The organism is Aquicoccus sp. SU-CL01552, from assembly GCF_040365005.1.
Lineage (GTDB): Bacteria > Pseudomonadota > Alphaproteobacteria > Rhodobacterales > Rhodobacteraceae > Antarcticimicrobium.
The window spans coordinates 1-26,244 of the sequence record NZ_BAABWV010000008.1 but is presented as its reverse complement, the minus strand read 5'-3'; the positions used below and the strand labels follow the sequence as shown (position 1 = coordinate 26,244).

The following is a 26,244-nucleotide window of genomic DNA, read 5'->3' as shown; positions in this document are numbered from 1 at the left end:
CCTTGGCACTTCGTGGTACTGGCGAAAGATACCGAGGCTCGGAGCGCAGTGTCCGCTCCGAGCCCAAAGTGACGGATGCTGCGAAGTTCATGAACGTCTGCTGCTACCACCAACTCCAAACTTCTAGACCGTTTTTGTCAGCCTCCTTTTGCACTTCCTGCACTGTATCCATCCAATGTTGGATCATACTTCCGATATCGTCCCAAGCGGCGTCGAAGGTCGCCAGTAGGATTGGGCTTGGTCCAAGCATGGGGTCCAAGAGTCGATATGGCTCCCATTCACCCTTTTCTCTTTGCAGTAGCACTTTGGCGAGCAGGAAAAAGTACGCTTCCGGCAGTTTTGCGTCGACGTGCTCCTCATAGTGTAAGTAACGTTCGTTACCTTGCTCGATCAGATCAGGAACGGACTCGTTTTCGTTGGCGAACACAAGGTAATGCAAGTCGGTTTCGAACGCTGTGATCCATTCACCGACTATGTTGTCGATAGCCTCATCATGACCTCTAAGTGGGATTCGCATCAAAAACTGCGCCGCTAGCGCGCAATCACCGTACTCGATTTCGGACAGCTCTCTGCCAGTTGCGCTTCTTGCGGCAGCAGCTAATGCAACGGCAACCATTTGCGCCGTGGCGTGACCATAATTGATCAAGGCGCGCTCGGCGCCGCTTTCGTACATCCCCTTCGGAAATGACTTTCTGGCAGTGTCCAAGATTGCGTCACGCTGAACGGATAGGAAGGGGGCGACCTTCTTTACTACGAAGTTCGCGTATGGCGCCAGCTCTTGTTCGACGCCTCTCTGGCGGCCCCTACCAAATAGCATCCAGTCTCCTCCGTCAAACTTGCCTTTCACGCAAACCACTTCGAAGCTAGCAGGCAAAAGCGTCGTACTCCAATCGCGAAGACCATTTGACGTGGCATGCACTGCATTTTCGACAGTGGTCTTGAAGCCGACATTGGCGCAGAAGCAGCGAACGGCGGCTAAGTCCCGCTGAGCGGACATCAAGCATGTAAGGCTCCCGAAGATTTCTGCGGGAGCCTTTGCTCAACATGCCTTCGCAACGACAAGGGATTTCGTCGAAGGCTGCACCACGAAGTGCAATGGGCTGGCTGCCGGTCGCCCCGCCCCGCTTGGGTCAGCGGGTCAGCAGATGCGCGGCAATTGTTCGCCCACCAGCATGTCGACGATGCGGGCACCGCCGAACAGGGTGCGCATGGTCACGCGGCCGGGCTGGTCGGGGGTGGCGCGGCCGATGATCGTGGCGCCGCGTCCGGCCGCGACGGTGCGCATCGCCAGCAGGGCCGCCGGGGCCTCGTCCTCGGGGACGAAGACCACCAGTGTACCCTCGTTGGCGAGGTAGAGCGGGTCGAGGCCGAGGATCTCGCACATGCCCCGGACCTCGGGGCGCAGCGGCAGGGCGGTTTCTTCGATCTCGATGCCGACGCCGGCGGCCTCGGCGATCTCGTTCAGGGCCGAGGCGAGGCCGCCGCGGGTGGCGTCCCGCGCGGCGCGGGCGCCGGGGGCGGCGGAGATGACGGCCTCTATCAGATGGCCCAGCCCCTGGCAATCCGAGGGGATCTCGGCCGAGAGCGCCATGTCGCCGCGCGCGGCGAGGATCGCGGCGCCGTGGTCGCCCAGCACGCCGTTGACGATGGCGACATCGCCCGGGCGCACCTGTGTCGCGGCCAGCTCGCGGCCCGCCGGGATCACCCCGACGCCCGAGGTGGTGACGAAGAGCTTGTCGGCCATGCCGCGCCCGACGACCTTGGTGTCGCCGGTGACGATCCGCACGCCGGCCTTGTCCGCCTCGGATTTCATCGAGGCGACGACGCGTTCCAGCAGGGCGATCTCGGTGCCCTCCTCGATGATGAAGGCCGCCGAGAGCCAGAGCGGCCGCGCGCCGCCGACGGCCAGATCGTTGACGGTGCCGCAGACCGCGATCTTGCCGATGTCGCCGCCGGGAAACTCGACCGGGTCGACCACGAAACTGTCGGTGGTGAAGGCGAGCCGCGCACCGGGTTCCTGAAGCGCGGCATCCATCAGCCGGGCCTGGTCCTCCATCGCGTCAGGCTGAAAGGTGGCGGTGAAGACCGTCTCGATCAGGTCGCGCATCGCCTTGCCGCCGCCACCGTGGGCCAGCGTCACGACACGTTGTTCGGGTCTGTTCATCGCGTTCATTCCGCCGCCTCCGGGGCACGGGCGCCGCCGTATTGGTAGTAGGCGGCACAGGCGCCCTCGGAGCTGACCATCAGCGCGCCCAGCGGCATCTCGGGGGTGCAGCCGCGTCCGAATTGCGGGCATCCCGTCGGCTTGATCCGGCCGGTCATCACCGCGCCGCATTCGCAGCCCTCGACCTCTTCGACGTGGCGGGGGCCGGCGGCGTAACCGATACCGAATTTCACCTCGGCGTCGAAGCGGGCGTAGCTGTCGCGAATGCGCAGCCCGCTGGCGTCGATCTCGCCCAGCCCGCGCCATTCGAAGCTGGGGCGCGGGGTGTAGACATCCTCGATCGCCGCGAGCGAGGCCGGGTTGCCATGTTCGGGCACCACGCGGGCGTACTGGTTCTGCACCTCGGCGCGGCCCTCGCGGATCTGTTGCAGCACCATCAGCACCGATTGCAGCAGGTCCAGCGGTTCGAACCCGGCAACGACGATGGGCTTGCCATAGTCGCGCGCGATGAAGTCATAGGGGTGGATGCCGATCACCATCGAGACATGCCCCGGCCCGACAAAACCGTCGAGCACCATGTGCGGATCGTCGAGCAGCGCCTTGATCGGCGGCGGCACGGTGATGTGGTTGCAGAACACGCTGAAGTTCTCCAGCCCCTCGGCAGCGGCCTGCTGGATCGAGAAGGCGGTCGAGGGGGTCGTCGTCTCGAACCCGAGGCCGAAGAAGATCACCTCTCTGTCGGGGTTGCGCCGAGCCAGTTCCAGCGCGTCGAGCGGGGAATAGACCATGCGGATATCGGCGCCGTCGGCCTTGGCCTGAAGCAGGCTCTTGCGGGTTCCGGGCACGCGCATGGCGTCGCCGAAGGTGGTGAAGATCACGCCGGGCTGTTCGGCCAGTTCGACGCATTCGTCGACCCGGCTCATCGGCAGGACGCAGACCGGGCAGCCGGGGCCGTGGATGAACTCGATCCCCGGCGGGGTCAGCTTGTCGAGACCATAGCGGAAGATGGCGTGGGTGTGACCGCCGCAGATCTCCATGATGTGGATGGGCTTCTCGGCGGTGGCGCCGATCTGGTCGCTGACCCGGGCGATCTCGGCCAGCAGCGCCCTGGCCGCCACCGGGTCGCGGAATTCCTCGGCGTATTTCATGTCCGTCCCTCCAATGCGGCCTGTCCGGCGGCCATCGCCTCGAGCGTTTCCTGCGCCTCGCCCAGCCCGCGCAGGGCCTCGAGCGTTTTCTCGGCCTCGTCCTCGTCGATGACGGCCATGGCGAAACCGACGTGGATCAGCGCCCATTTGCCGACCAGCCCGTCGAGCGGGCCGTCGGCGATCGGGGCGACGTTGACCGCACGCCGCACGCCGGAGACATCGGCCACGGCCATCATCCGCGCGGCATCGGTCACTTCGGTTATCTGACCGGGAATGCCCAGGCACATGGTTCAGTCCTCCTCTGGCTGGCTGGCCTTGCCGGGTTCGGCGATGCCATAGCGTTCGATCTTGGCGCGCAGGCCGACCCGACTGAGGCCAAGCTCGGCCGCGGCGCGGCTCTTGTTCCATTTCAGCCGGGTCAGGGTCTCGCGCAGGATGCGGGTCTCGATCCATTCGACCCGGTCCTTGAGCGTGCCGGAGCCGGTAAGCACCCGGTCGGTCGAGGGATCGACGCCCTCCTCGCGCCCGGGCGCGGCCTGCAGGATGTGGCGCGAGATCAGCTCGGGGCCCAGCACGCTGTCCTGCGAGAAGATCAGCATGCGCATCACCTCGTTCTCCAACTCGCGCAGGTTACCGGGCCAGTCGTGGTTCTCGAGGAACTGCACCGCGTCCTCGGACAGCCCGTGCACCGGCTTGCCATGGGCCGAGGCGGCATCGAACAGCAGGCTTTGCGCCAGGATGGCGATGTCGCTGCGCCGTTCGCTGAGCGGCGGCACCACCAGGGTCGCCCGCGCCAGTGCATAGTAGAGATCGGAGCGATAGCGGTTGGCGGCCACCTCGGCGCGCAGGTCGCGGCTGCTGCCGGTGAGCAGGCGCACGTCGGTTCGAAACTCTTCATGGCTGCCCAGCGGGCGGAACCGCCCCTCGGTCGCCACCCGCAATAGCGCCAGTTGCATACGCGGGGAGAGTTCGGCGATGCCGTTGATGAACAGCGTGCCGCGATCGGCCTTTTGCAGCAATCCCGGTTTATGGCCCTGCTGGCCGTGCAGCGCACCGCGACGGGCGCCGAACAGTTCGATCTCGAGGATCTCGTCGTCGACGCCGGTGCAGTTGATCTCGTGAAACGGGCGGTCGGAACGCAGCGAGCTGTAGTGGATGGCGCGGGCCAGCGCGGTCTTGCCGGTGCCGGGCGCGCCGATGATCATCACCGGCACGTCGAAGCTGGCGAACTGGCGGGCCTGGGCGATCACCGCGTTCATCGGCGAATTGGGCGAGCGCAGCACGTTCTCGAACCCCAGCCCCTCGCGCAGGGCCTTGCGCTGTTCCTCCAGCTTGGTTTCCACGTTGCGCGACAGATAGCGCATTTCCAGCGACATCCGCTCGTGATCGCGGTTCAGGCGGAACAGGTCGGCGGCGTTCTTGGCGCTCATCACCAGGTGATCGGGATGCCAGGGCTTGGTCAGGAACTGATAGATCCCGGCCTCGTTGATCGCGGCGATCATGTCGCTGGTCTCGGTATAGCCGGTGATGATGATGCGCACGGTTTCCGGCCAGCGGTCGCGCACCTCTTTCAGGAACTCCACCCCGGACCGGCCCGGCATCCGCTGGTCGCAGAAGATCACCTGGACGAAGTTCTCTTCCATCAGCCGGGTGGCCTCATCGGCGTTGAGGGCGGTGAGACACTCGAAATCATCCTCCAGCGCCATGCGCATGGCGTTCAGCGAATGCACCTCGTCATCGACCAGCAGGATGGAGGGGAGTGTCTCGGCCATGGTCTATTCCGCCGCCGCGCGCCCGGCTTTGCGCGTGAGCGCCCCGTTCAGCCAGTTCAGCCAGTTGCCCATGCCCTCGCCGGTGCGGGCCGAGACGCGGATCACCTCGATGGCGGGGTTCACCCGGCGCAGGTTGGCCTCGTAGAGGTCGAGATCCACGTCGCAATGGGGCGCGAGATCGACCTTGTTGAGCAGCGCCAGCCGCGAGGCGGTGAACATGTCGGGGTATTTCAGCGGCTTGTCCTCGCCCTCGGTCACCGAGAGGATCGCGACCTTGCAATCCTCGCCCAGATCGAAGCCGGCGGGGCAGACGAGGTTGCCGACGTTCTCGATGAACAGGAAACCGCCCTCGCCCAGCGACAGATGCTCCATCGCGTGGCCGACCATGTGGCCGTCCAGGTGGCAGCCCTTGCCGGTGTTGACCTGCACCGCCTGCGCCCCGGTGGCGCGGATGCGGTCGGCGTCGTTGGCGGTTTGCTGATCGCCCTCGATCACCGCGAGGGGGTGATCGCCCAGCGCCTCGATGGTCTTGCACAAGAGCGTGGTCTTGCCCGAGCCGGGCGAGGAGACGAGGTTGATGGCAAAGGCGCCGAGACCGGCCAGCGTCCGGCGGTTTGCATCTGCATAGCGGTCGTTCTTGGCGAGGATGTCGGTTTCGATCTGGACCAGACGCTCCTGGCTCATGCCGGCGACCTCGACCCCGGCGGGACCGTGGCCGAAATGCAGGTCGCTTGCGTCGGGATGGTGATGATGTCCATGATCGTGATTATGATCGTGGGGATGGGAATGATCGTGGGCGTGATCATGCCCCTCGACCGTGCTGTCGCCGCAGCCGCAAACCGTACACATCAGATGACCTCCAGATCCTTGATTCTCATTTCTTCGCCGGCGACCGGCATCAGCCGTCCGCCACCACAGTCCGGGCAGGGATCGAGGCGGGCCTCGATCTCGACCTCCTTGATACAGTCGTAACACATCGCGCGCCCGGGCAGATCGATCATCACCAGCCGCGCGCCCTCGGCCGGGCCGCCGCGCATCACCACGTCGAAGGCGAACTCCAGTGCCGGTTTCTCGACGCCCGAAAACGCGCCGATCTCCAGTCGCACGCATTTCACGGCCTTGAACCCATCGGTGCGGGCGTGGTCGTCGATCACCTGCCGGATGCCTTCGCACAGGGACATTTCATGCATCGGTCAAACCTTCCAGCCGGATCGGCACGCAGGGGTCGAGAATATCGACCAACAGCGCGGCCTGGTCGTGTTTCGACGCAGGCAATGTTGCCAGAGAGTGCTCCAGAATGCCGCCCGGTGCCAGCATGTGATCGGTGGGGGTGATGCGGTGCAGATCGGTGATGCGCCCGGCCTCGGCCCGTGCCCGCACCATGTATTGCCCCCGCGCGGCCGGGACCACCGCCGTGTGGGGCGCGACCAGACGCGGGGCGGGCAGGTCACCGTGCAGAAGCGCATCCAGATCGACCGCCCGCGCGGTGACGCGCCAGTACGGCCCGCGCCCGAACTGCGCCTCGACATGACACAGGATCGGGTGGTCGAGGTGTCGGGCCGCAACGCTGTTTTCCGCCGCGTTCAGGGTCATGTCCGCCCCGACCGGGGGCAGTTGGGGACAAGTTGCCTCACCCGGGGCGAAACGGTCGCGAATGGCGCGCAGGATCGGCGCGATACCGCTATCGCCGCGCAGGAAGTCATCGAACTCGACGGCGTTGTCGGGCAGGGTCGGGGCGCCGAAGAGCGCGTTTGGCAATTGGGCGGGATCGTTGAAGGGGACCGCCAGCCGGTCCAGCCCGAGGCGCTGCGGCAGCACGATGGCGAGGCGCAGAAGATGATCGTTGCGGATCTCCTGCACCAGCATGTCGTCGCCTGCCCCCTCAAGCCCAAGCGCCAGGTTAAGCGCGGTGGCCTGCGCACCGCGGCACAGGTTGAACAGGCGCGGCAGAAGATCCACCACCTCCGCCACCGGCTTGCCGCGCATCATCGCCGAGACCGGCAGCGGCTCGGGGGCGATCGCCCGGACCCGGCCAGAGGGGATATCGGCGCGGTCCAGCATCGTTCAGGCCTCGTTCGCCAGTCCGGCGGAGATCACCTGGCGGCGGGTCGGGGCCTCGGGGAGGGCCTCCGGCGCGGTTGTCTGGCTGTCCTCTGCCCCGGCTTCTGCCTCGGCGGCCTCGGCAGCGTCGGCAGCCTCGATCTCGGCCTCGCGGGCGGCGCGGATGTCGGCGCTGCGATCGGTCTCGGCGCGGTTCTCGTCGTTGAAGAGCGCGACCATCACCGCCTCGGCCACGTCGACCGCCTGCGCCTGCGACCGGAATTCCCCCATCGGCGAGAACAGCGAGCAGGCCTTGTAGCCGCCGACCGTCTCGCGGGTGTTGTGGATGAACTCGTAATCGCCGGAGGGAAAGGAGATGACCTCCTTGGCGCCGGGGATCAGGTCGGACCAGTCTTCGCCCTCGGCGGCCAATTGCACCAGGTTCATGAACCAGGGGCTGATCAGGATGCCCAGCGGGCGCCCCTCATGCAACTGGAACGCCACCGCCTGCACGTGCAGGACCTTGTTGACCATCGGCACGTCGCGCATCTTTCCATGCCAGATCTCGGTGAAGTCGGCCTCGAGCGCGCGGGTCCGTTCGGCGAGCGCCTCGGCATCCCGCACCGCGTCGGAGCCGGGATCCTCGGAGACCAGGAACTGTTCCTTGGGGGCGTCGCAGTTCGGGCATTTCCAGTCCTCGGGCAGGGCGAGGAAAGGGGTGCCCGGCGGCACCTGCCGGGTATCGTCACCCTCCTTGGGGTCATAGGGAGTCCAGCAGATCTTGCACTCCATGATGGCGCGCAGGCTGATCCGGTCGTTGGCGCCCAGAAACGAGCCCTCGAAACCGCTCATCGGATCGCCTCCAGCACTTCGAGCAGGCGCGCGCCGCTGTCGGAAAGATCCTCGTCGGCGGCGATGGCGACCTCGGGCATGGTGGAAACCTCGAAGGTGTCGAGGATCAGCGTGTCCATCGAGTTGTAGAACCGCACCCGCCAGACATGCGCCAGCGCGGTGGCCTCGATCCGGCAGTTGCCATAGCCGCGCGACAGGATCTCGACCGATCCCCGCCCCATGGCGGCGTCGAGCCATTCGAGATCCTGCTCGGTATGGGGCAGCAGCGTCAGGTTGACCGTATGGACCTCCCCCCCCGGGGTGAAACCCGCCGATTTGTCCGCCAGTTCGACCAGAAGCGGCGGCGCGTTGACGACGCTGGGCGACAACGGGGCCTCGGCGCCCAGCGCCGGGCGGCGCGCCGCGAAGGCACGCGCCTGTGCCATCCGGGGCACCTGGCCGACCTCGATCACGTCCATCTCTGCCGCCTTGAGCACCCAGATCCCGGCAAAGACGCTTTCCTGGACCGCCACGGCGGGCTTGCCGAAGACGCGGATCGCCACCTCGCCCTCGCCCATGGTTTCGGCGATCAGGGCGCGGTTTGCCCGGTCGAGCGTCGACAGGTCGAAGGTGGTGTTGCCACCGCCCTGCCCCGCAAGCTCGGCAGCGGCGGCGATCCTGCGCAACAGGTCCAGCGCCGGGGTCAGCCTGTCATCGACCTCGACCTCGGGGATATGGGCGGTGAAGGTGCGCATGTCCTGCGGCATCGGCATGTATTCCAGTTCGCCGGCCTCGTCGTCGACGGGCTGCGATCCGGGGCCATAACCCATGGGCGGCATGTTGAAATTTCCAACCATCTGGCAATCTCCCTATTCGGCCGCCACGGGCGGGCGTGCGAGGATCTGAGTGATCCGTGTCATGTATTCGCTCCAGTCCCGCACCTTCGGGATGCCGGTCACAAAGGCGCCGTCATGAAAGAAGATCAGGCTTGGTGTCTTGAGGACGCGGGTGTCCTCGCGCAGCACCGCCTCGATGGCGGGATCGGCGACGGCGCAATCGAACTTGCCCTGGAACGCCATTTTCAGCTCCGGCAGGATCACCGCCACATCCGCCGTCTCGAGGTTTCGGGCCGGATCGCCGGGCACGAAGACCACGTGCCATCCCGGGCCCCCGGTAAAGCCCTCCAGATCGGCGGCACTGGCGAGGTTCGGCCACTGCATGTCCTCGGTCAACCGGGTGATCAATGGGTGTGTCATCCGCGCGTCTCTCCTTTGTCCAGCGCCGCCTGCAGGTGTGGCGGCAATCGGGGTGGGGTGGCATCGAGATCGGCAAAGGCGTTGCCCAGGTCGCCGCCGGTCATCAGCGAGCGCAGCCCGTCCAACGCGGCGGCGATCTTGCGCGCCTCGTCGGCGTCGATCACCTCGCGGGCGGTGCCCAGAAAAGTCAGGACCCATGTGCCCGGCTGCAACGGCCCGGTCAGCGACAGGTCGATCACCTCGCGGCGGGGACCGTCGGCGGCCTGCGCGGCGATGCCGTCGACCGAGAGGATCTGCATCGGGATGCCGACGCACATCGCTCAGCCCTCGCCGGGGAAAAAGCGGTCATCCCCGGTCCGGCAGGCCTCATGCGCGGCGGGGCGCCCGTCTTCGTAGGCACCACGCTTGATTGAGGGGTCGGCCAGCAGGCTGTCGTCGCTGCGTCCGGCGCGGGCCTCGATGCCCCATCCGGCCAGCCGGTCAAGCGCGACCGCGATGGCCGGGTCGATCTGGTCGGACACGATGGGGCGCAAGCCGCCGCCGTAATCCTCGATCTCTTCGGGTTGGCAGCCGATCAGCAGCAGGGTTTCGGGGCAATAGCCCATCAGTTGCGCGGTGGCGATCACGTCCTGGAACCCGGTCTGGTGCAGGCTCATCTTCTTGGCGCCCATGAAGCTGGGAACCGCGTCGCCTTCGACGATCTTGAGGGTGCCGGGGGCGAGGCCGTAGTCAACCGCGTCGAAGACGATCAGGATGTCGGCCTCTTCCAGGAACGGCAGCAGGTAGAGCCCCTGGGTGCCGCCGTCGAGAAGGCACACATCGTCGCCGAACTGCCGGGTCTCGGCCAGGCGTTCGACACAGCGGACGCCAAACCCCTCGTCGGCCCAAAGGACGTTGCCGATGCCGAGGACCAACACCTTGCCCGTCATGCCTGCCATTCCGCGCTCCTCCCAAGTTGCGAAAGTGGATGGAAGCTTTTCGCTTTCCATGTTCATCGACTGTATTATGTGCATCCGTCAAAGGCAGCGGATTTTCCGCATACCGTGACATACAAATCAACGCACTGTTTTCCTGTATTTTTTTACCATTTCCGGTCTCATCAGGCGGGGGGCGGCCCGGAAAGAAGGGTTCCAGATTCATGAACTTTCGGAAAGTTCGCGCCCATAGAAAAAGGCGGGTCGCCCCGCCTTTTGCCGTGCCTGTCTGTCGGGTGCGCCTATTCGGGGCGGTCATCCTTGAAGCTGCGGGTGCCCGAGATCATGGTCGAGACCATGGATTGCCGCGACATGATATCCTCGCGGATGGCGGCATAGATGTGGACGATCATGAAGATCACGATGAACCACATGCCGAAGTGATGCAGCGAATGGACCGTCTGCGAATTGCCCACCAGCGTCAGCACCCAGCCGGCGACGCCATCGGCAAAGCTGCCGCGCCCGGCGCCCTCGGAATAGAGCGCCCATCCGGTCACGATCATGAAGGTGGTGCCCAGCGTCATGAAGAAGAACATGGCGATCTGTGCCAGCGGGTTGTGGCCGACGTATTTCTTGGGCTCCTTTTCGAGGAAGAGGTACCATTTCATCTCGATGACCACCTCTTTCCACCAGCGCGCCTTCCACACCGGGACATAGAACAGCTGCCGCGCGTGGTGGTTGCCGACCATGGCCCAGTAGATCCGGCCGAAGAACCCGACGGTCAGGATCATGCCGGCGGCGAAATGGCCAAAGCGGATGTAGCCGAAGACGAACTGGTGGGTGGCCTCGGCGATCTGCATCGAGGGCGGCGGCGAGGCGATGAACCATCCCGAGATCACCAGGATCGTGATCGCCAGCGCGTTGACCCAGTGCCACAGCCGCACTGGCCATTCATAGACGAAGACCGAGGTCTGGCGGCGGACGGTGTCGACATCGTCGAAGGTGGCGTCACCGGTCAGCCGCGCCGGCCGCCCGGGTTTGCGGGTGGGAAGCGAGGTCTCCGACATGGATCATTCCTCCTTGCGGGTTGAACGCCAGGCGTTGCGGGCGACGACGGCTGCCCCGACCACCAGGCACAGGACCAGCCCGATCAGCACATGCGCCGCGTCATGGCCTGCCGGGCCGGCCAGTTCCGGGTGGCCCGGATGGGCCAGCGCGGGCAGGCTGGATGCGGCAAGAAGAGCGGTTGCGACAGCGAGTTTCGCGGTGGTTTTCATGGTGTGTCTCCTTTTGCGTCTCAGCGCACCTTGACCTCGGTGAGTTCGTCGCCGTCGGGCGACATGACATGGGTCGAGCAGGCCAGGCAGGGATCGAAGCTGTGCAGGGTGCGCAGGATCTCGACCGGCTCCTCGGGGCGCTCCATCGGGGTGTTCATCAGGCTGGCCTCGAAGGCGCCGATATTGCCCTCGGTGTCGCGCGGGCTGCCGTTCCAGGTGGTGGGCACGACGCATTGATAGTTCTCGATGCGCCCGTCCTTGATCCGGATCCAGTGGCCCAGCGCCCCGCGCGGTGCCTCGGTCATGCCGACGCCCTTGGCCTCTTTCGGCCAGGAAGAGGGATCCCATTTCTCGATGTTAGCGGTGCTTTCGTCGCCGTTCTTGATATTGGCGACCAGCTTGTCGAAGAAATGTTTCTGCAGCTCGCCGCAATACTGGCTTTCGAGCGCGCGGGCGGCAGTGCGGCCGAGGGTCGAGAACAGCGCCTCGAACGGCAGGTCCATGTCGCGCAGAAGCCCGTCGACCTGCGACTTGATCTGCTCGTGCCCCTTGGCATAGCCGACGACGTAGCGAGCCAGCGGGCCGACCTCCATCGCGTGGCCTTTCCAGCGCGGCGCCTTGATCCAGGAATACTTGGCGGCCTCGTCCAGTTCCTCGATGTTGGTGCGGGTGCCCTTGGCGTTCGGCCCCAGCTCGTAGTTGGGATCGGTGATGCCGTCCCAAGGGTGCAGCCCCTTGCCGGCCTCGCCGTAGGTGTACCAGCTGTGATCGACGAATTCCTTTACCTGCTCGGGGTCGCGCGGGTCGACATCGTGCACCTGAGACAGGTCGCCGTTGATGATCGCGCCGCGCGGCAGGTGCAGCTGATCGGGCGAGAAATCGTTCGCGTTCTCGGGGATGTCGCCATAGGCGAGGCAGGAGCGGGACGACAACCCGCCACCGTAGAGCCAGTTCTTGTAGAACCCGCCGATGGCCTTGATGTCGGGCACATAGACGTTCTTGTTGAACGCGATGCACTTGTCGATGATCGAGCTGACCATGTTCAGCCGTTCCATGTTGATCGCGCCCACCGCCCCGGTGGAATGCACGTTGATCGGACAGGGAACGCCGCCCACCAGCCAGTTGGGGTGCGGGTTCTTGCCGCCGAAGATCGTGTGGATCTTGACGACCTCCTTTTGCAGGTCCAGCGCCTCGAGATAGTGGGTGGTGGCCATGAGATCGGCCTCGGGCGGCAGGAGATAGGCCGGGTTGTCCCAATAGCCGTTCTTGAACAGGCCGAGTTGGCCGCTCTCGACGAATTTCTTCAGGCGGTTCTGCACGTCGCGGAAGTATCCTGGGGAGGACAGGGGATGCGACGGAGAAACCGCCTGCTGCAGCTCGGACGTGGCCTTCGGATCGGCCCTGAGGGCGTTCACCGGGTTCACCCAGTCCAGCGCATGCAGATGGTAAAAATGCACGATGTGGTCGTGGATCTGCAGGTTGAGCTGCATCATGTTGCGGATCGAGTTGGCATTATCCGGGATGGTGATGCCAAGCGCATCCTCGACCGCGCGGACGCTGGTCAGGGCGTGGGTGCCGGTGCAGACCCCGCAGATCCGCTCGGTAAAGGCCCAGGCATCGCGCGGATCGCGACCCTTGAGGATCACCTCGAGCCCGCGCCACATGGTGCCGGTGCTGACGGCGTTGCGGATGACACCGTCGTCGTCGACGTTCACCTCGCAGCGCATGTGCCCTTCGATCCGGGTGACCGGGTCGACGACGATGCGGCGACCGGTGTTGTCGAGGTCGAAACCGTTCGGAGTGGTCGTCATGGTTTACGCCCCTTCTTTCTGAGATTGAGTCTTGCGTTGTGCCGCCTTGAGGGCGGAGACCGCGGCATGGGCCGCGACCCCGGCGCCGACGACGCCGGCGGCGGCCATGCCGATCTTGTCGGCGTTGGCCTCGACCCCGAACTGGGTCAGGTCGGTGACACGGTCATAGAAGCTGCCCTGGTCCCAGAAGCCGTCTTCGGAACAGCCGATGCAGCCATGGCCCGACTGGATCGGGAACGAGGTGCCCTCGTTCCAGCGCACGGTGGAGCAGGCGTTGTAGGTGGTCGGCCCCTTGCAGCCCATCTTGTAGAGGCAATAGCCCTTGCGCGCGTTCTCGTCGTCCCAGGCCTCGACGAACTGGCCGGCGTCGAAATGCGGCCGGCGATAGCACTTGTCGTGGATGCGCTGGCCGTAGAACATCGCCGGGCGGCCCTGGCGGTCAAGCTCGGGCAGGCGGTCGAAGGTCAGCATGTAGGTGATCACCCCGGTCATCACCTCGGCGATGGGCGGGCAGCCCGGCACCTTGATGATCGGCTTGTCGGTGATGACCTTGTGCACCGGGGTGGCGCGGGTCGGGTTCGGCTTGGCCGCCTGAACGCAGCCGTAGGAGGCGCAGGCGCCCCAGCTGATGACCGCCTTGGCGTGCTCGGCGGCGTGGCGTAGCTGATCGACGAAGGGCTTGCCGCCGATGATGCAGTACATGCCATCCTCGTTCAGGGGCGGGTTGCCCTCGACGGCGAGGATGTAGTTGCCCTTGTACTTTTCGATGGTGTCCTGCAACGCCGCCTCGGCCTGGTGCCCGGCGGCGGCCATCAGTGTGTCGTCGTAATCGAGGCTGATCATCGACAGGACCACGTCCTTGGCCAGCGGATGTGCCGAGCGGATGAAGCTTTCAGAACAGCAGGTGCATTCCAGCCCGTGCACCCAGATCACCGGCGTGCGCGGCTTGGTCTCCATCGCGTGGGCGATTTTCGGCACCATGGCCGGGGACAACCCCAGTGCGGCGGCTGTCAGCGAACAGTATTTCATGAAGCTGCGCCGGGTGATCCCCTGGCGGCGCATCACGTCATAGAATGTCTCGATCTGAGCGGATGTGTTGCTCAACGCGCGTCCCTCCCGTTGACGGACCGGTTCGCCCGGCCCCGATGTGCGAATGCAGTGGCATACAATGCCTCATCGCCCATCATCCCCCTGCGGAGAGGCGGAAACAGGAGAAAACGGAAACAGGGGAAAACCTGTTTTCGCGTTATATCTCAGTGCATTGGTGATTTTTCGCCGGATTTCGGCGGTGACCGAGTAACCGCCCATCCGCAGAACCGGTAAGCGCCTTACCGCCCGTCAGAGACGCTGCGCCGCAGCGATCACCGCCTGCCCCAGCGCCAGCCCGCCGTCGTTGGCGGGGGTTCTGGTCTGGATCAGGACGGGGAGCCCGGTGAGCTGATCCAAGGTCTCCGACAGCAGCCGCGCGTTCTGGAAACAGCCCCCCGACAGCGCCACCGCTGCGGCCTCGCCCCCCTCGACCTGCGCGCGTGCCTTGGTGGCGAAAGCGCGGGCGAGCCCGGCATGAAAGGCGTGGGAAATCCGGCCGGCGGATTGGCCCTGTTCCAGCGCCGCCCGGATCGACCGGAATACCGGCGCCGGGTCGATCTCGGCGCCCTCGCCGCCGAAGTCAAACGGCGCGGCACCGTCTTCGGCCAGCGCCTCCAGCCGCATCGCCGCCTCGCCCTCGTAACTCTGGCCCTCGGGGCAGAGGTCCAGCAGGGCCGCCACCGCGTCGAACAGCCGCCCGGCGCTGGAGGAGAGCGGTGCGTTGATCCCCCGCGCCGCCGCCTGCCGCGCCAGCGTCAGCGGCTTGTCGGCAAACAGCGTATCGGCCCAATCGGACAGCCCCGCCGCATCCAGCCGCACCAGTGCATTGCGCCACGGCTCGGACTGGGCGCGGTCACCGCCGATCAGCGGCGCGGGCTTCAGCCATGCCCGCCGGTCGTAGTCGCGGTAATCGCCCAGCAGCAGTTCGCCGCCCCAGACGGTGCCGTCGGGACCCAGCCCCAGCCCGTCGAGCACGATCCCGGCCACCTTGCCGCCGGTCAGCGGCCAGCCGTTCTCGGCCAGGCAGGCGGCCAGATGCGCATGGTGATGCTGAACCTCGACCACCGGCAGCCCCCTGGACCGGGCGTGGCGGGTGGCGCGGAAATCCGGGTGCAGATCGCAGGCCACCAGGTCGGGCCGGTGATCGAAGAGGTCGGCATAATCCGCGTCCGCCTGGAGAAAGGCGTCATAGGTCAGCGCGCCGTCGAGATCGCCGAGATGATGGCCCAGCAGCGCCTGCCCGGTCTTGATCAGGCAGAGCGCCGATTTCATCTGACCGCCATAGGCGACCACCTGCGGCGCCCCTTCGAACCCCGGCGGCAAGGGCAGCGTGCCCGGCACCCGCCCGCGCGCCCGGCGCAGCACCATCGGCCCGGCCGGGGTGATCCGTTCCACGCTGTCATCGAGCCGGCGGGCGATCTCGCGGTCGTGCATGAGAAAGGCATCGGCAAACCCGGCCAGCTTTTCGCGCGCCTCGTCGTTGCCGATCACCTGCGGTTCCCCTGAGAGGTTGCCGGAGGTCATCACCAGCGGCCCACCAAAGGCATCGAGCAGCAGGTGATGCAGCGGTGTGCCGGGCAGCATCCAGCCCAGCGTCCCCTGCCCCGGCGCGATCCCCTCTGGCAGCGGTGTGCCGGCCTTGGCGAGCAGGGTGATCGGGGCGGCGGGGTCCTGCAACAGCGCGGCCTCCTCCGCCGAGAGTGCCGCATGGGCGCGGATCATCGGCAGCGTTCCCATCAGGGCGAAGGGCTTGGCCGGGCGGTGCTTGCGGTCGCGCAGCAGGGCGACGGCCACCGCGTTGCGGGCGTCGCAGGCCAGGTGAAAGCCGCCCAGCCCCTTGATCGCCAGCACCTCGCCCGCCCGCAGCCGGTCGGCGGCCTGCGATATCGGATCGGTTCCGGCGCAGGGTTCGATCCAAAGGCGCGGGCCACAGGCCGGGCAGGCGACAGGCTGGGCGTGAAAGCGCCGGTCCGCCGGGTCGGCGTATTCTGCGGCACATTCGGGGCAGAGCGTGAACGGGGCCATGGTGGTCTGCGCCCGGTCATAGGGCAGCCGGTGCAGGATGGTGAAGCGCGGGCCGCAATGGGTGCAGTTGGCGAAGGCATAGCTATGGCGCCGGTCGGTCGGATCACGCACCTCGGACAGGCAGTCGGAACAGGTGGCGGCATCGGGGGTGATCCGGGTTTCGGCCCCTGCCCCCTGCGAGGCGGCGATGGTGAAATCCCTGGCCTCGGGGAGGTCCTCCGCGACGCTTTCCACCGCGTCGACCCGCGCCAGCGGCGGTGCCTCGGCGTAAAGCGCGGCCTCGAAGGCATCCAGCCCGGCGCCGGCGGCAAGGATCAGCACCCCCTCGGGATCGTTGAGCACGGCGCCGCGCAACCCGAAGCGCCGCGCCAACTGCCAGACGAAGGGGCGGAAGCCCACCCCCTGCACCTGCCCGCGCACGCGGATACGGCGGCCCTGCATCAATGGACCGTGCAGACCATGCAGGGGTCGAAGCTGCGCACGATATGCTGCACCGAAAGCGGGGTATCCTCGCCCGCGCGGACCGGGGCGCCCTGGAGGGCCTGTTCCACCGGGCCGGGCACGCCGGCCTTGTCGCGGGGGCTGAAGTTCCAGGTGGTCGGCGCGATGATCTGGTAAGAGGCGATCTTGCCGTTTTCAATCCGCAGCCAATGGCCGAGCGCGCCACGGGCGGCCTCGACCAGGCCGGCGCCCTCGCCCGCCTCAGGCAGCTCGGTCGGGGTCATGAACGTGGCCTCGGGGTCGATCCGGTCGAGAAGCTGTTCCAGCAGGATCTGGGTGCGCGCGATTTCCAGCAGCCGGCCGATGATGCGGGCCCGCACGCTGCCCTCGCGGGCCAGTTCGGTGGCCAACGGATGCCCGTCGATGATCTGCCGCGCCAGCGCGCCTGTCTCGAAGCTCTGGCCTGCAAGGCGCGGCGCCTTGCACCAGCTATAGGCGGGATCGGCCATCGCCTCGTCCGGCAGGGTCTGGCCCTGTGTCGGATGGGCATCCTCGCCCAGCATCCAGGCATGGCTGAGATCCTCGGCGATCCCGGTCGTGTCCAGATCCCCCCGACCCGCATCGGCGGTCCAGATGCCCCGCGCGAACAGCGGCCCGTCGGGGCCGGGATAGGCGCCGAAGGACAGGTAGCGCCCGGTGCCGAGGCCGGAGGCGGCAAGACCGAGATCGCGGGACAGCTCAAGGAACAGGCCGGCATCGCCGCCGTGCCACTCTTCCAGCCGGTCGATGCTGTCGAGGGCGGCAAAGGCTTCGACCTCGGCGCCGAAAAGATGGGTTTCGAGATAGGAGCGAAAGGCGTGCAGGCTGGCCCTGATGCGGATCAGGTCGCGCCGCGTCGGGGTGCGGGTGACGCCGCCGGGCTGGATCGCCAGCGTATGTGGCCATTTCCCGCCCAGCATCCCCACGATGTGCAGCAACCGCGCCCGCGCATCGGTGGCGACGTGCAGAGCCGAGCCCTGCATCGCGGTGAACCGGGCCACCGCCCGGTCATGCCACGGCGCCCCGGCATAGTCGGGTCGGGCGAAATCGGGCATGAAGAACAGGTTGAAATGGGTGACGTGGTCGGCAAGGTTTTCCACCGCGTGCAGCAGCGCGGCGACGCGTTCGCCCTGCGCTGCGGGGACCACCCCCGCCGCCTGGGCCAGCGCCCGCGCCGCCGCCGCCGACTGGCTGATCGAGCAGATGCCGCAGATGCGCGGCGTGATCGTCAGCGCGTCGATCGGCCCCTTGCCCAGCAGCATCCGTTCGAATCCCCGGAACATCGGCGAATTCACATAGGCCGCGCGGACCGCCCCATCCGCGACATCGAGCCGGATCTCGAGGTCGCCCTCGACCCGGTTGAAGGGGCCGACGATCAGCTGCGAGGTGGTCATGTTTTCGGCTCTTTCAGTTTCGGCGGCACGGCGATGCGATCCGAGGTCGCGTTGACCGCGATGCGGCGTGGCGTGGCCGCCTTGGACAGGCTGGCAAGGGCCATGAACCACGCCTTTGGCATGTCCGAGGGCAGGCCGACCGGGATGCCGGCGAATTTCGGGGTTTCGGTAAAGCCGTGACCGGGGTCCTCGAACTCGGGCGCGGTGCAGTTGATGCAGGGGTATCCCGCGCGGGTGCAGCTTCCGGCGCCATTCCAACCACGGCTGTTGCAATCGCCCGAGGCCTGGGTGCCGACGCATCCCAGGTGCTCCATCAGGCAGCCCATCTCGGAGAGCTGCGTCGCGCTGGCCTTGTATTCGTAGAACTCGTTCTTGGGGCAGGCGTGGTGCACAAGATTGTCGGCATAGAACCGGGGCCGGGCGATGCCGTCGAGATCGTCGCGGTCCAGCTTTCCATCAGCCAGCAGCATCAGCGTTTCGGTGACCCAGTCAGGATGGGTCGGGCAGCCGGCCACGTTGATCACCGGCAGACCCGCGCGGCTGGTGAATTCGGCCGGCAGGGCGCCGCCGGGATGGGCACCGTCATATTGCACGCCGATCGCGTCGGCGGGGTTTTCCCCGGCGGTGGTGATGCCGCCATAGGTGGCGCAGGTGCCCACGGCGACGACATACTCGGCCAGCGGCGCAAGCTGGAGGAGCCAGTCGAGCAGCGAGCGGCCGGTTCCGGCCAGCATGTGAAACCGCCCTGTCCCGTTCGGACCACGCAGGATCGAACCCTCGATGCAGAGGATGTCGAGTTCCTGCCGCCCCTCGACAATATCCTGAAGCAGGGCCCGCACCGGCGTTCCGGTCGCCTCGCTCAGGCTGGGATGCCACAGAAACGTGAGCCCGGCGCCGGAGAGCAGATCAAAGACGTTGGGATCCTCGGCACAGAGCAGCGACATGGTGCAGCCGCCACAGCCGCCCGATTGCAGCCAGAGAATGTTCATGTGCGGTGCCCCCGTGGCAGGGTGATCCGGAAACAGGCGCCCGGATCGCTGCGGTCCATCAGTTCCAGCCGGCCGCCGTGTTCCTCGACGATCTTGTGCGAGATCGACAGGCCGAGGCCGGTGCCCTTGCCGACCTCCTTGGTGGTGAAGAACGGGTCGAAGATCGTCTGTCTCAGGTCCGGCGGAATGCCTGGCCCGCTGTCGCAAATCTCCATCACCGCCTCCTCTGCGTGGTAGGACAGGTTAAAGCAGATTTCGCGGCTGTCCATCTCGGCCATGGCATCCACCGCGTTCTGCACCAGGTTCATCAGCACCTGCTGCATGTGACCGGGACGGCCGACGACCAGGCAGGTCGGTTCGCCGGTGAAGGTGATCGCCACCTCGGACTTGGTGCCGCGTTCGATCCAGTGCGCCGACAGCCGGGCGGTTTCGGCCAGGTCGAAGGTGGTGGTTTCCCCGGTCCCCTCCGCGGAGAGGCGGCGCAGGTCCTCGACGATGTCGCGGACCCGTTCGGCGCCGTCGCGCACGCCCTGGACCGCGTGCCGCAGGTTGTCGAGGTTCCGGTCAAGCCGCAGGTCCGCGCGCAGGTCGATCAGCTCGTCGCGGCTGGCGCCGGCCTGGACCTGTTCGAAGTAGCTTTCGAAACGGTTCATGTATTTCTCAAGCGTGTGGGTGTTGGCATAGACGAAGCTGATCGGGTTGTTCAGCTCGTGCGATACCCCGGCCAGGAGCCGGCCGAGCGAGGCCATCTTCTCGTTGCGGACCAGTTGGCTTTGCGCCTCTTTCAGGTCCTTGTGGCTGGTTTCGAGATCGGCATAGGCGCGCAACAGCTCGCCCATGGGCCGGCCGGTCAGGATCACGCCGGTGCTTTTGCCCCGACGGTCAAGGCGCGGCGCGATCCGGAACTCGACCGGGTTCGGCCCCTGTTTCGCGAGCAGTTCGGCGCTGAGCCGTGTCTCCTGCCGCAGTGACAGGGTGCTCGAGATCGCCTCGCGCACCAGGTCGCAATCGGCGCCGTCGAAGAAGCTGCAGATGTGCTGCCCCTTCAGGGTGTCGATCCCGGCCCCCAGCGCGTGGCGAAAGGATTGGCTGGCATCGGCGATCTTGCCCTCGCGGTCGGTCACGATCAGGAAATCGCTGATCGAGGACATGATCGAGCCGAGGAAATTGCGCAGGTTGGTCAGCTCGGCGTTACGGGCTTCCAACTGCTCCTGGTAGTCGACCAGCTCGGCATAGGTCCGGTCCATGGCCTGGAGCACGTCCGACCACGCCCTGTCGCCGATATCGGTCCCGTTAGTCACCTTGGCTGTCCATTATCGACCCGGTTGATGCCCTGCCCCCGAGCCTAGCGGCGATTGCCGCGATCAGAAAGCGATATCGGACCCGGGCGCGGGGCCGCCTCAGAACCCGCTGACCCGGGGCAGCCATGTGGAGAGTGCCGGTACGAAGGTGATCAGCAGCAGCGCGGCGGCCAGCGCGATGAAGAAGGGCGGCATTTCGCGGATCAGCGTCGAAGGTTTGAGATTGACCGTCGAGGAGACCACGAAGATCAGGCTGCCCACCGGCGGCGTGGTCAGGCCCAGCGTCAGGTTGACGATCACCACGATGGCAAAGTGGTTGGGGTCGATCCCCATGGCCAGGCTGATCGGCGCCAGGATCGGCACCAGGATCATCACGCCCGGCAGCGGGTCCATGAACAGGCCGAAGACCAGCAGCAGCAGGTTGACCGCCAGCAGGAAGACGATGGGCGAGAGATCCCAGGCGATGATGGTCTCGGCCAAGAATTGCGGGATGCCCTCGATGATCAGGATCCAGGCAAAGGCGCGGGCTGCGCCGAGGATCAGCAGCACTGCCGAGGAGGTCAGCGCGGCGCGCAGGATGATGTCGGGCAGGTCGCGCAGCCGCAGCGAGCGATAGACGAACATCCCCACCACCAGCGCGTAGAACACGGCGATGACCGAGGCCTCGGTCGGGGTGAAGATGCCGAAGCGGATGCCGCCGACGATCAGCAGGATCAGCAGCAGCGCCGGCACCGCGTAAAAGGCGATGCGCGCGATCTCGGCGACCGGCGGCCGCGGCGCGCCGGAGGCATAGCCGCGCAGGTGGCTGACACGGGCATTGGCCATGAGCACCGCGAGGGTGATCAGCACGCCGGGCAGCACACCGGCCATGAACAGCGAGCCGACGGAAACCTCCTGGTCCTGCATGGCGTAGATGATCATGGTGATCGAGGGCGGGATGATCGGCCCGACGACGGAGCTGGCGATGGTGAGCGCGCCGGCATAGGGGCGGTCGTAGCCGCCCTTTTCCATCATCCGGATCATCATGGTGCCGGGCCCCGCCGCATCGGCCAGCGCGCTGCCCGAAATGCCGGCGAACATGGCCGAACTGACCACGTTGGCATGGCCCAGCCCGCCCTTGAGGTGGCCGACCAGCGATTGCGCCAGGCGCAGCACCGCCATGGTGATCGCGCCGCCGGTCATGATCTCGGCGGCGAGCACGAAGAAGGGCACCGCCAGCAGCGGAAAGCTGTCGAGACCGGAGAACATCTCCTTGACCACGACGAGGTTCGGGTAGGTCGAGCCGAAGCTGAGCGCGGCAAAGACGGAAATCGCCATGGCAAAGGCCACGGGGACGCCAAGCGCCAGCAGCACGAAAAGTGCCGGGAACAGGATTTCAGCCATTGGCCCCCCCAGGCAGCGCGGCGGCTTCGCCGGCGTCGCCGTCGCGGCGCTTGTAGGTGCCGGCGGTGATGAACGGATGCGCGATCAGAAGCAGGTGCAGAATCAGCAGGCCGAACCCCACAGGCATCGCCGCGTAGACATAAAGGAACGGAAGTCGCAGGGCCGGGGTGACCTGGTACTGCATCCGCTGCGCGTATTGCAGGCCGACATAGACCATGAAACCGAAGAAGATCAGCAGCCCCAGCGCGATTGCCGCGCGCATGATCTTCTGCCCGATGTCGGGCAGCGCGTCCTGCAGGTTGGTGATCGCCACGTGGCCGCCGATGCGCAGCACCAGCCCGGCGCCTCCGAAGGTCATCCAGATCATCAGGTAGCGGGCCGCCTCGTCCGCCCAGGGCAGCGAATGCCCGGTGAGGTAGCGCAGCGAGATATTGGCGCCGACGATCAGCGTCATGGCAGCCAGCATCAGGATCAGCGCCCAGCCGTTCAGCACGACGAAGATGTGTTCCAGCCTTTTCACGACGTGACCTCGGATAGGAAGGCCGGCGCCCGAGGGGGCGCCGGCGGTAAGCGTTTACTTGAAGTTCACGATGGATTCGACGAGATCCTTGCCATAGGTCTCGTAGTATCCCTCATAGGCCGAGGCGATCGCCTCTTGGAACTTGGCCTTTTCCTCGGCCGAGAGCGCGTTGACCTGCATGCCGCGTTCCTTCAGCGTCTCGACGCCGCTCTTCTCGACATTGTCGACATAACCGCGCATCGCCGCTGCGGCCTCGGTCGCTGCCTTTTCAAAGGCGGCTTTCTGGGTATCGTCCAGCCCCTCCCAGAACGGCTTGGACACCAGCAGCATGGCGGGCGAGTAGACGTGGCCGGACAGCGTCAGGTACTTCTGAACCTCGTCGAGCTTGACCGAGACGATCACCGACAGCGGGTTTTCCTGACCGTCGATCACGCCCTGTTGCAGCGAGGAGATCACCTCGGGCCAGGCCATCGGCGTGGGCGCGGCGCCCATCGCGTTGAAGGCGGCCAGGTGCACCGGGTTTTCCATGGTGCGGATCTTCAGGCCCTGGACGTCGGCGGGTGTTTCGATCGCGTTGCGGTTGTTGGTGATGTGGCGAAAGCCCTGCTCGCCCCAGGCCATCCCGTGCATGCCGACATTGTCGAACTTGGCCAGGATCTCCTGCCCGATGGGGCCGTCCAGCACGGCGCGGGCATGGGCGAGATCGCGGAACAGGAACGGGATGTCGAACACCCCGGTGTCGGGCACGAAGTTGGCCAGCGTGCCGGAAGAGACGATGGTCGCCTCGACAGTGCCCAGTTGCAGCCCCTCGATGACCTCGCGCTCACCGCCCAGGCCCGAGGACGGGAAATGGGTGAAGGTGAACTGATCGCCGGTCTCGGCCAGCACGACCTCTTCGAATTTCTGTGCCGCGACACCGTAATGGCTGTCGGGGGCAAGGGCATAGCCGATCTTGATCTCGGTCTGCGCGGCGGCCGCGCCGCCGAATGCAACAATCGCGCCGGCAACGGCCAGCCCACGGAACGTGAAAGTCATGGATTTCCTCCCAGTGAATCTGTGCATGTGCTACACAAGCGAACTATGGGTGGCAAGGCCGCCCCGGGGGCCGGCGATGTGGAAAATGTCCCGTTCCCGCTGGGGTTGTTGCGATTCTTGCCTTACACCCGCATCAGCCTGCATTTTCCTTTCGGAACAGGCGCACAAGCTCGGGCACATAGGCCTGGCCGAAGCCGTCGTCGGTCACCTTGGCGATCGCCTCGGCGACCCCGTCGGCAACGGTGTGCCGGGCGCCGGCGGCCAAGGCCATGTCGCGGTAATAGCCGATGTCCTTCTGCGCGTTGCTGACGAAGAAGGGCAGCCCCTCGCGGTCGCCGTCGACGATGTAGGGCGCCAGCCGGTCGAGCGCCACGCTCGCCCCGCCACCGCCGGCCAGCACGTCGACCAGGACCTTGGGGTCGACCTCGGCATCGGCGGCCTGGGCGGCGGCCTCGGCCAGCAGGGTCATGAAGCCGATGGAAACATAGTTGTGCAGCAGCTTGAGCCGGTGGCCATGCCCGAGCGGCCCGACATGATCGACCGCCTCGGTGAAAGAGGCCAGCACCGGGCGGACGCTGTCCAGCACCGCGGCATCGCCGCCCACCAGCAGGTTCAGCGTGCCCTCATGCGCATGTTTCGCGGTTCGGGTCATCGGCGCGTCGATGTAGTGGCCACCGGCGAGCTTGGTCGCCTCGCCCATGCGCAGGGTGGTTTCGGGAAGCGAGGTCGAGCAATCGACGATCACCGCGCCCGGTTGCAGCCCCTCGATCACACCGCCCTCGCCGGCGACCACGGCCTCGACCTGCGGTGCGCCGGTGACGCAGAGGATCACCACGTCGGAGGCCTCGGCCACCTCGGCGGAGGTCTTGCAGACATGGGCGCCGAGCGCGAGCAGCTCGTCCGCCGGCTGGTTGCCGGGATGGTCGAGAAAACGCAGGGAAAAGCCGCCGCGCGACAGGACGTTGCGGGCGATCCCGTGGCCCATGAGCCCGACGCCGATAAGTCCGACCTTCATCGTGAAATCCTCCAGTTGCCCGCGCGCCGTGGCGGCGGATGGTTCCGTGTTTGTTCATCTCGCGGGGCCGGGGCGCAACGGTGGTGCGCCCCGGTCGCCCGGTTCAATCCGCGTTGATCCAGATCGCCTTGGTGTCGAGGTATTCTTCCATGTGCTCGGTGCCGCCCTCGCGGCCGTAGCCGGACATCTTGACGCCGCCGAAGGGCACCGCCGGGTCGATGGCATGGTACATGTTGACCCAGACCGAGCCCGCCTTGAGCCGGTGCGCCAGCTTGTGCGCGGTGCCCAAGTGGGTCGAGAACACGCCGGCGGCCAGCCCGTAGGGGGTGGCATTGGCGCGCTCGACCACCTCGTCGATGGTGTCGAACGGCAGCGCCGAGATCACCGGGCCGAAGATTTCCTCGCGCGCGATGGTCATCTCGTCGGTCACGCCGCCGAACACGGTGGGCTGAAAGAAATGCCCGCCGTCAAGACCCGCGCCCTCGGCCCGGGCGCCGCCGGTGAGCACCTCGGCCCCCTCTTGCGGCCCGGCGGCGAGGTATCCGGCGATGCGCTCGGCCTGCCGCGCCGAGATAATCGGACCGATATCCGTGCCCTCCTCGACGCCGTGGCCGATGCGCAGGTTGGCGGCATAATCGGCCACCCGGCGCAGGAACTCGTCATGGATCTCGCGCGCCACGAACAGCCGCGAACCGGCGATGCAGATCTGCCCGGAATTGGCAAAGACCGCCATCGCCGCGACCGGCACGGCCTTGTCGATATCGGCATCGCGGCAGACGATCACCGGGGATTTCCCGCCCAGCTCGAGCGAGACCCGCTTGAGATTGCCGGTGGCCGCGCGGGCGATGGCCTGCCCGGTGGCGGTGGAGCCGGTAAAGACGATCTTGTCGACGCCGGGATGCGCGGCCAGCGCCGCGCCGGCGTCGGCGCCATGGCCGGTGACGATGTTGAGCACCCCGTCGGGCAACCCGGCCTCCTGCATGATCCTGGCGATCAGCAGCACGGTGAGCGAGGCCTCTTCCGAGGGTTTCAGGATCACGGTGCAGCCGGTGGCAAGCGCCGGCGCGATCTTCCAGATCGAGCCCGCGATCGGGGCGTTCCACGGGATGATGGCCCCGACCACCCCCACCGGTTCACGCACGGTCTGCGAATAGATCTCGCCCGGGAAGGAATTGGGGATGGTCTCGCCATGGATCGCCACCGCCTGCCCGGCGTAGAATCGCAGCATCCCCAGCACCCGGCGGCTGTTGGCCAGGGTGCGCTGGATCGGCATGCCCATATCGAGCGTGTCGGACAGGCAGAGGGTTTCCCACTCTTCCTCGAACTTGTCGGCAATGCGCAGCAACAGCGCCTGCCGCTCGAAGGGGGTGAATTTGGACCAGGGCCCCTCGAAGGCCGCGCGCGCGGCCACGACGGCGGCGTCGATATCGGCGGCCTCGCCCTTGGGCACCGTGGCCAGTAGCGAACCATCGGCGGGATTGCGCGCCTCGATCACCGCGCCGGAGCGCGCCTCGCACCATTGACCACCGATGAACATGGGGCGAAAGCCGCCATCATAAAGCCGGGCCGCCTTGGCCGTCCAATCCGTCATGATCTCTCCTTCACCTGGCTGCGCGCTGTCGCGTTTGCGCCCGTATTTGCACCAGTGGCGAAGACGGCGCAACGCGGTAAAGGAGGTTCCAGGCAGATTGCCATGGGGCAGAGCACGCGCGAGACCAGCCAGGGTTTCGGGGGCGCACGGGGCTCGAACGCAAAAAGCCGCCCATCAGGGCGGCGTTTTCGGGATCAGGTTGGGCATCA

Annotated in this window: 26 protein-coding genes; all 26 read right to left on the bottom strand. The window is 66.4% G+C overall.

The window, feature by feature from the left end:
* Positions 1 to 103: 103 nt before the first annotated feature.
* The gene (locus ABWV23_RS10630) at positions 104 to 997 is read right to left on the bottom strand and encodes a hypothetical protein (protein ID WP_353347475.1); all 894 of its coding nucleotides are present in this window, start codon (positions 995 to 997) and stop codon (positions 104 to 106) included.
* Between the two features lie 141 nt (positions 998 to 1,138).
* Positions 1,139 to 2,173, bottom strand: coding sequence for a hydrogenase expression/formation protein HypE (hypE, locus tag ABWV23_RS10625; RefSeq protein ID WP_502901645.1), 1,035 nt, complete (start codon positions 2,171 to 2,173; stop codon positions 1,139 to 1,141).
* Positions 2,170 to 3,312, bottom strand: a complete 1,143-nt coding sequence (gene hypD / locus ABWV23_RS10620; protein ID WP_353347471.1) for a hydrogenase formation protein HypD — start codon at positions 3,310 to 3,312, stop codon at positions 2,170 to 2,172. Before hypD ends, hypE begins: the two co-directional genes overlap by 4 nt.
* On the bottom strand, positions 3,309 to 3,599 hold the full coding sequence (hypC, locus tag ABWV23_RS10615; RefSeq protein WP_353347469.1) for a HypC/HybG/HupF family hydrogenase formation chaperone: 291 nt from the start codon (positions 3,597 to 3,599) through the stop codon (positions 3,309 to 3,311). Before hypC ends, hypD begins: the two co-directional genes overlap by 4 nt.
* Before the next feature lie 3 nt (positions 3,600 to 3,602).
* Positions 3,603 to 5,084 carry a sigma-54-dependent transcriptional regulator gene (locus tag ABWV23_RS10610; RefSeq protein WP_353347467.1) on the bottom strand — a complete coding sequence of 494 codons (1,482 nt, stop codon included), beginning with the start codon at positions 5,082 to 5,084 and terminating at the stop codon, positions 3,603 to 3,605.
* Positions 5,085 to 5,087: 3 nt separating this feature from the next.
* Positions 5,088 to 5,933 carry a hydrogenase nickel incorporation protein HypB gene (hypB, locus tag ABWV23_RS10605; protein WP_353347465.1) on the bottom strand — a complete coding sequence of 282 codons (846 nt, stop codon included), beginning with the start codon at positions 5,931 to 5,933 and terminating at the stop codon, positions 5,088 to 5,090.
* On the bottom strand, positions 5,933 to 6,274 hold the full coding sequence (gene hypA / locus ABWV23_RS10600) for a hydrogenase maturation nickel metallochaperone HypA (protein ID WP_353347463.1): 342 nt from the start codon (positions 6,272 to 6,274) through the stop codon (positions 5,933 to 5,935). The genes hypB and hypA overlap by 1 nt, the downstream gene beginning before the upstream one ends.
* On the bottom strand, positions 6,267 to 7,145 hold the full coding sequence (locus ABWV23_RS10595) for a hydrogenase expression/formation protein HupK (protein WP_353347461.1): 879 nt from the start codon (positions 7,143 to 7,145) through the stop codon (positions 6,267 to 6,269). The genes hypA and ABWV23_RS10595 overlap by 8 nt, the downstream gene beginning before the upstream one ends.
* A gap of 3 nt (positions 7,146 to 7,148) precedes the next feature.
* The gene (gene hybE, locus ABWV23_RS10590) at positions 7,149 to 7,976 is read right to left on the bottom strand and encodes a [NiFe]-hydrogenase assembly chaperone HybE (protein ID WP_353347459.1); all 828 of its coding nucleotides are present in this window, start codon (positions 7,974 to 7,976) and stop codon (positions 7,149 to 7,151) included.
* Positions 7,973 to 8,812: a hydrogenase expression/formation protein gene (locus tag ABWV23_RS10585; protein ID WP_353347457.1), complete on the bottom strand. Its 840-nt coding sequence runs from the start codon at positions 8,810 to 8,812 to the stop codon at positions 7,973 to 7,975. The genes hybE and ABWV23_RS10585 overlap by 4 nt, the downstream gene beginning before the upstream one ends.
* 12 nt (positions 8,813 to 8,824) lie before the next feature.
* Positions 8,825 to 9,211 carry a thioredoxin domain-containing protein gene (locus ABWV23_RS10580; protein ID WP_353347455.1) on the bottom strand — a complete coding sequence of 129 codons (387 nt, stop codon included), beginning with the start codon at positions 9,209 to 9,211 and terminating at the stop codon, positions 8,825 to 8,827.
* The gene (locus ABWV23_RS10575; RefSeq protein ID WP_353347453.1) at positions 9,208 to 9,528 is read right to left on the bottom strand and encodes a HypC/HybG/HupF family hydrogenase formation chaperone; all 321 of its coding nucleotides are present in this window, start codon (positions 9,526 to 9,528) and stop codon (positions 9,208 to 9,210) included. The genes ABWV23_RS10580 and ABWV23_RS10575 overlap by 4 nt, the downstream gene beginning before the upstream one ends.
* Before the next feature lie 3 nt (positions 9,529 to 9,531).
* Positions 9,532 to 10,140, bottom strand: a complete 609-nt coding sequence (locus ABWV23_RS10570; RefSeq protein ID WP_353347766.1) for a HyaD/HybD family hydrogenase maturation endopeptidase — start codon at positions 10,138 to 10,140, stop codon at positions 9,532 to 9,534.
* A gap of 287 nt (positions 10,141 to 10,427) precedes the next feature.
* Complete coding sequence (gene cybH, locus ABWV23_RS10565) at positions 10,428 to 11,192, bottom strand: Ni/Fe-hydrogenase, b-type cytochrome subunit (protein ID WP_353347451.1); 765 nt, start codon at positions 11,190 to 11,192, stop codon at positions 10,428 to 10,430.
* 3 nt (positions 11,193 to 11,195) lie between these two features.
* Complete coding sequence (locus tag ABWV23_RS10560; RefSeq protein WP_353347449.1) at positions 11,196 to 11,402, bottom strand: hypothetical protein; 207 nt, start codon at positions 11,400 to 11,402, stop codon at positions 11,196 to 11,198.
* Positions 11,403 to 11,422: 20 nt separating this feature from the next.
* Complete coding sequence (locus ABWV23_RS10555) at positions 11,423 to 13,213, bottom strand: nickel-dependent hydrogenase large subunit (RefSeq protein WP_353347447.1); 1,791 nt, start codon at positions 13,211 to 13,213, stop codon at positions 11,423 to 11,425.
* A 3-nt stretch (positions 13,214 to 13,216) separates the two neighbouring features.
* Complete coding sequence (locus tag ABWV23_RS10550) at positions 13,217 to 14,317, bottom strand: hydrogenase small subunit (protein WP_353347445.1); 1,101 nt, start codon at positions 14,315 to 14,317, stop codon at positions 13,217 to 13,219.
* A 234-nt stretch (positions 14,318 to 14,551) separates the two neighbouring features.
* The gene (gene hypF, locus ABWV23_RS10545; RefSeq protein ID WP_353347443.1) at positions 14,552 to 16,768 is read right to left on the bottom strand and encodes a carbamoyltransferase HypF; all 2,217 of its coding nucleotides are present in this window, start codon (positions 16,766 to 16,768) and stop codon (positions 14,552 to 14,554) included.
* Positions 16,768 to 18,201, bottom strand: a complete 1,434-nt coding sequence (locus ABWV23_RS10540) for a nickel-dependent hydrogenase large subunit (protein ID WP_353347441.1) — start codon at positions 18,199 to 18,201, stop codon at positions 16,768 to 16,770. Before ABWV23_RS10540 ends, hypF begins: the two co-directional genes overlap by 1 nt.
* Entirely contained in the window at positions 18,198 to 19,190 is a 993-nt protein-coding gene (locus ABWV23_RS10535) for an NADH-quinone oxidoreductase subunit B family protein (RefSeq protein ID WP_353347439.1), read from the bottom strand. Before ABWV23_RS10535 ends, ABWV23_RS10540 begins: the two co-directional genes overlap by 4 nt.
* Complete coding sequence (locus ABWV23_RS10530) at positions 19,187 to 20,437, bottom strand: PAS domain-containing sensor histidine kinase (protein ID WP_502901649.1); 1,251 nt, start codon at positions 20,435 to 20,437, stop codon at positions 19,187 to 19,189. Before ABWV23_RS10530 ends, ABWV23_RS10535 begins: the two co-directional genes overlap by 4 nt.
* 153 nt (positions 20,438 to 20,590) lie before the next feature.
* A complete protein-coding gene (locus tag ABWV23_RS10525; RefSeq protein WP_353347435.1) occupies positions 20,591 to 21,874 on the bottom strand; it encodes a TRAP transporter large permease in 1,284 nt (427 codons plus the stop codon).
* Complete coding sequence (locus ABWV23_RS10520) at positions 21,867 to 22,394, bottom strand: TRAP transporter small permease (RefSeq protein WP_353347433.1); 528 nt, start codon at positions 22,392 to 22,394, stop codon at positions 21,867 to 21,869. The genes ABWV23_RS10525 and ABWV23_RS10520 overlap by 8 nt, the downstream gene beginning before the upstream one ends.
* A 54-nt stretch (positions 22,395 to 22,448) precedes the next feature.
* The gene (locus tag ABWV23_RS10515) at positions 22,449 to 23,429 is read right to left on the bottom strand and encodes a TRAP transporter substrate-binding protein (protein WP_353347431.1); all 981 of its coding nucleotides are present in this window, start codon (positions 23,427 to 23,429) and stop codon (positions 22,449 to 22,451) included.
* Between the two features lie 133 nt (positions 23,430 to 23,562).
* Positions 23,563 to 24,444, bottom strand: coding sequence for an NAD(P)-dependent oxidoreductase (locus tag ABWV23_RS10510; RefSeq protein WP_353347429.1), 882 nt, complete (start codon positions 24,442 to 24,444; stop codon positions 23,563 to 23,565).
* Between the two features lie 103 nt (positions 24,445 to 24,547).
* On the bottom strand, positions 24,548 to 26,035 hold the full coding sequence (locus ABWV23_RS10505; RefSeq protein ID WP_353347427.1) for an aldehyde dehydrogenase family protein: 1,488 nt from the start codon (positions 26,033 to 26,035) through the stop codon (positions 24,548 to 24,550).
* Positions 26,036 to 26,244: the final 209 nt, after the last annotated feature.

Excerpts from the sequence above, each read along its gene's own strand:
- ABWV23_RS10630 (WP_353347475.1), bottom strand. The coding sequence starts at position 997 with ATGTCCGCTCAGCGGGACTTAGCCGCCGTTCGCTGCTTCTGCGCCAAT.
- ABWV23_RS10610 (WP_353347467.1), bottom strand. The coding sequence starts at position 5,084 with ATGGCCGAGACACTCCCCTCCATCCTGCTGGTCGATGACGAGGTGCAT.
- ABWV23_RS10510 (WP_353347429.1), bottom strand. The coding sequence starts at position 24,444 with ATGAAGGTCGGACTTATCGGCGTCGGGCTCATGGGCCACGGGATCGCC.
- ABWV23_RS10560 (WP_353347449.1), bottom strand. The coding sequence starts at position 11,402 with ATGAAAACCACCGCGAAACTCGCTGTCGCAACCGCTCTTCTTGCCGCA.
- hypE (WP_502901645.1), bottom strand. The coding sequence starts at position 2,173 with ATGAACGCGATGAACAGACCCGAACAACGTGTCGTGACGCTGGCCCAC.
- hypA (WP_353347463.1), bottom strand. The coding sequence starts at position 6,274 with ATGCATGAAATGTCCCTGTGCGAAGGCATCCGGCAGGTGATCGACGAC.
- ABWV23_RS10540 (WP_353347441.1), bottom strand. The coding sequence starts at position 18,201 with ATGACCACCTCGCAGCTGATCGTCGGCCCCTTCAACCGGGTCGAGGGC.
- ABWV23_RS10575 (WP_353347453.1), bottom strand. The coding sequence starts at position 9,528 with ATGTGCGTCGGCATCCCGATGCAGATCCTCTCGGTCGACGGCATCGCC.
- cybH (WP_353347451.1), bottom strand. The coding sequence starts at position 11,192 with ATGTCGGAGACCTCGCTTCCCACCCGCAAACCCGGGCGGCCGGCGCGG.
- ABWV23_RS10570 (WP_353347766.1), bottom strand. The coding sequence starts at position 10,140 with ATGACGGGCAAGGTGTTGGTCCTCGGCATCGGCAACGTCCTTTGGGCC.
- ABWV23_RS10535 (WP_353347439.1), bottom strand. The coding sequence starts at position 19,190 with ATGAACATTCTCTGGCTGCAATCGGGCGGCTGTGGCGGCTGCACCATG.
- hybE (WP_353347459.1), bottom strand. The coding sequence starts at position 7,976 with ATGAGCGGTTTCGAGGGCTCGTTTCTGGGCGCCAACGACCGGATCAGC.
- ABWV23_RS10595 (WP_353347461.1), bottom strand. The coding sequence starts at position 7,145 with ATGCTGGACCGCGCCGATATCCCCTCTGGCCGGGTCCGGGCGATCGCC.
- ABWV23_RS10515 (WP_353347431.1), bottom strand. The coding sequence starts at position 23,429 with ATGACTTTCACGTTCCGTGGGCTGGCCGTTGCCGGCGCGATTGTTGCA.
- hypF (WP_353347443.1), bottom strand. The coding sequence starts at position 16,768 with ATGCAGGGCCGCCGTATCCGCGTGCGCGGGCAGGTGCAGGGGGTGGGC.
- ABWV23_RS10555 (WP_353347447.1), bottom strand. The coding sequence starts at position 13,213 with ATGACGACCACTCCGAACGGTTTCGACCTCGACAACACCGGTCGCCGC.
- hypC (WP_353347469.1), bottom strand. The coding sequence starts at position 3,599 with ATGTGCCTGGGCATTCCCGGTCAGATAACCGAAGTGACCGATGCCGCG.
- hypB (WP_353347465.1), bottom strand. The coding sequence starts at position 5,933 with ATGTGTACGGTTTGCGGCTGCGGCGACAGCACGGTCGAGGGGCATGAT.
- ABWV23_RS10525 (WP_353347435.1), bottom strand. The coding sequence starts at position 21,874 with ATGGCTGAAATCCTGTTCCCGGCACTTTTCGTGCTGCTGGCGCTTGGC.
- ABWV23_RS10530 (WP_502901649.1), bottom strand. The coding sequence starts at position 20,437 with ATGGACCGGACCTATGCCGAGCTGGTCGACTACCAGGAGCAGTTGGAA.
- ABWV23_RS10585 (WP_353347457.1), bottom strand. The coding sequence starts at position 8,812 with ATGGTTGGAAATTTCAACATGCCGCCCATGGGTTATGGCCCCGGATCG.
- hypD (WP_353347471.1), bottom strand. The coding sequence starts at position 3,312 with ATGAAATACGCCGAGGAATTCCGCGACCCGGTGGCGGCCAGGGCGCTG.
- ABWV23_RS10505 (WP_353347427.1), bottom strand. The coding sequence starts at position 26,035 with ATGACGGATTGGACGGCCAAGGCGGCCCGGCTTTATGATGGCGGCTTT.
- ABWV23_RS10580 (WP_353347455.1), bottom strand. The coding sequence starts at position 9,211 with ATGACACACCCATTGATCACCCGGTTGACCGAGGACATGCAGTGGCCG.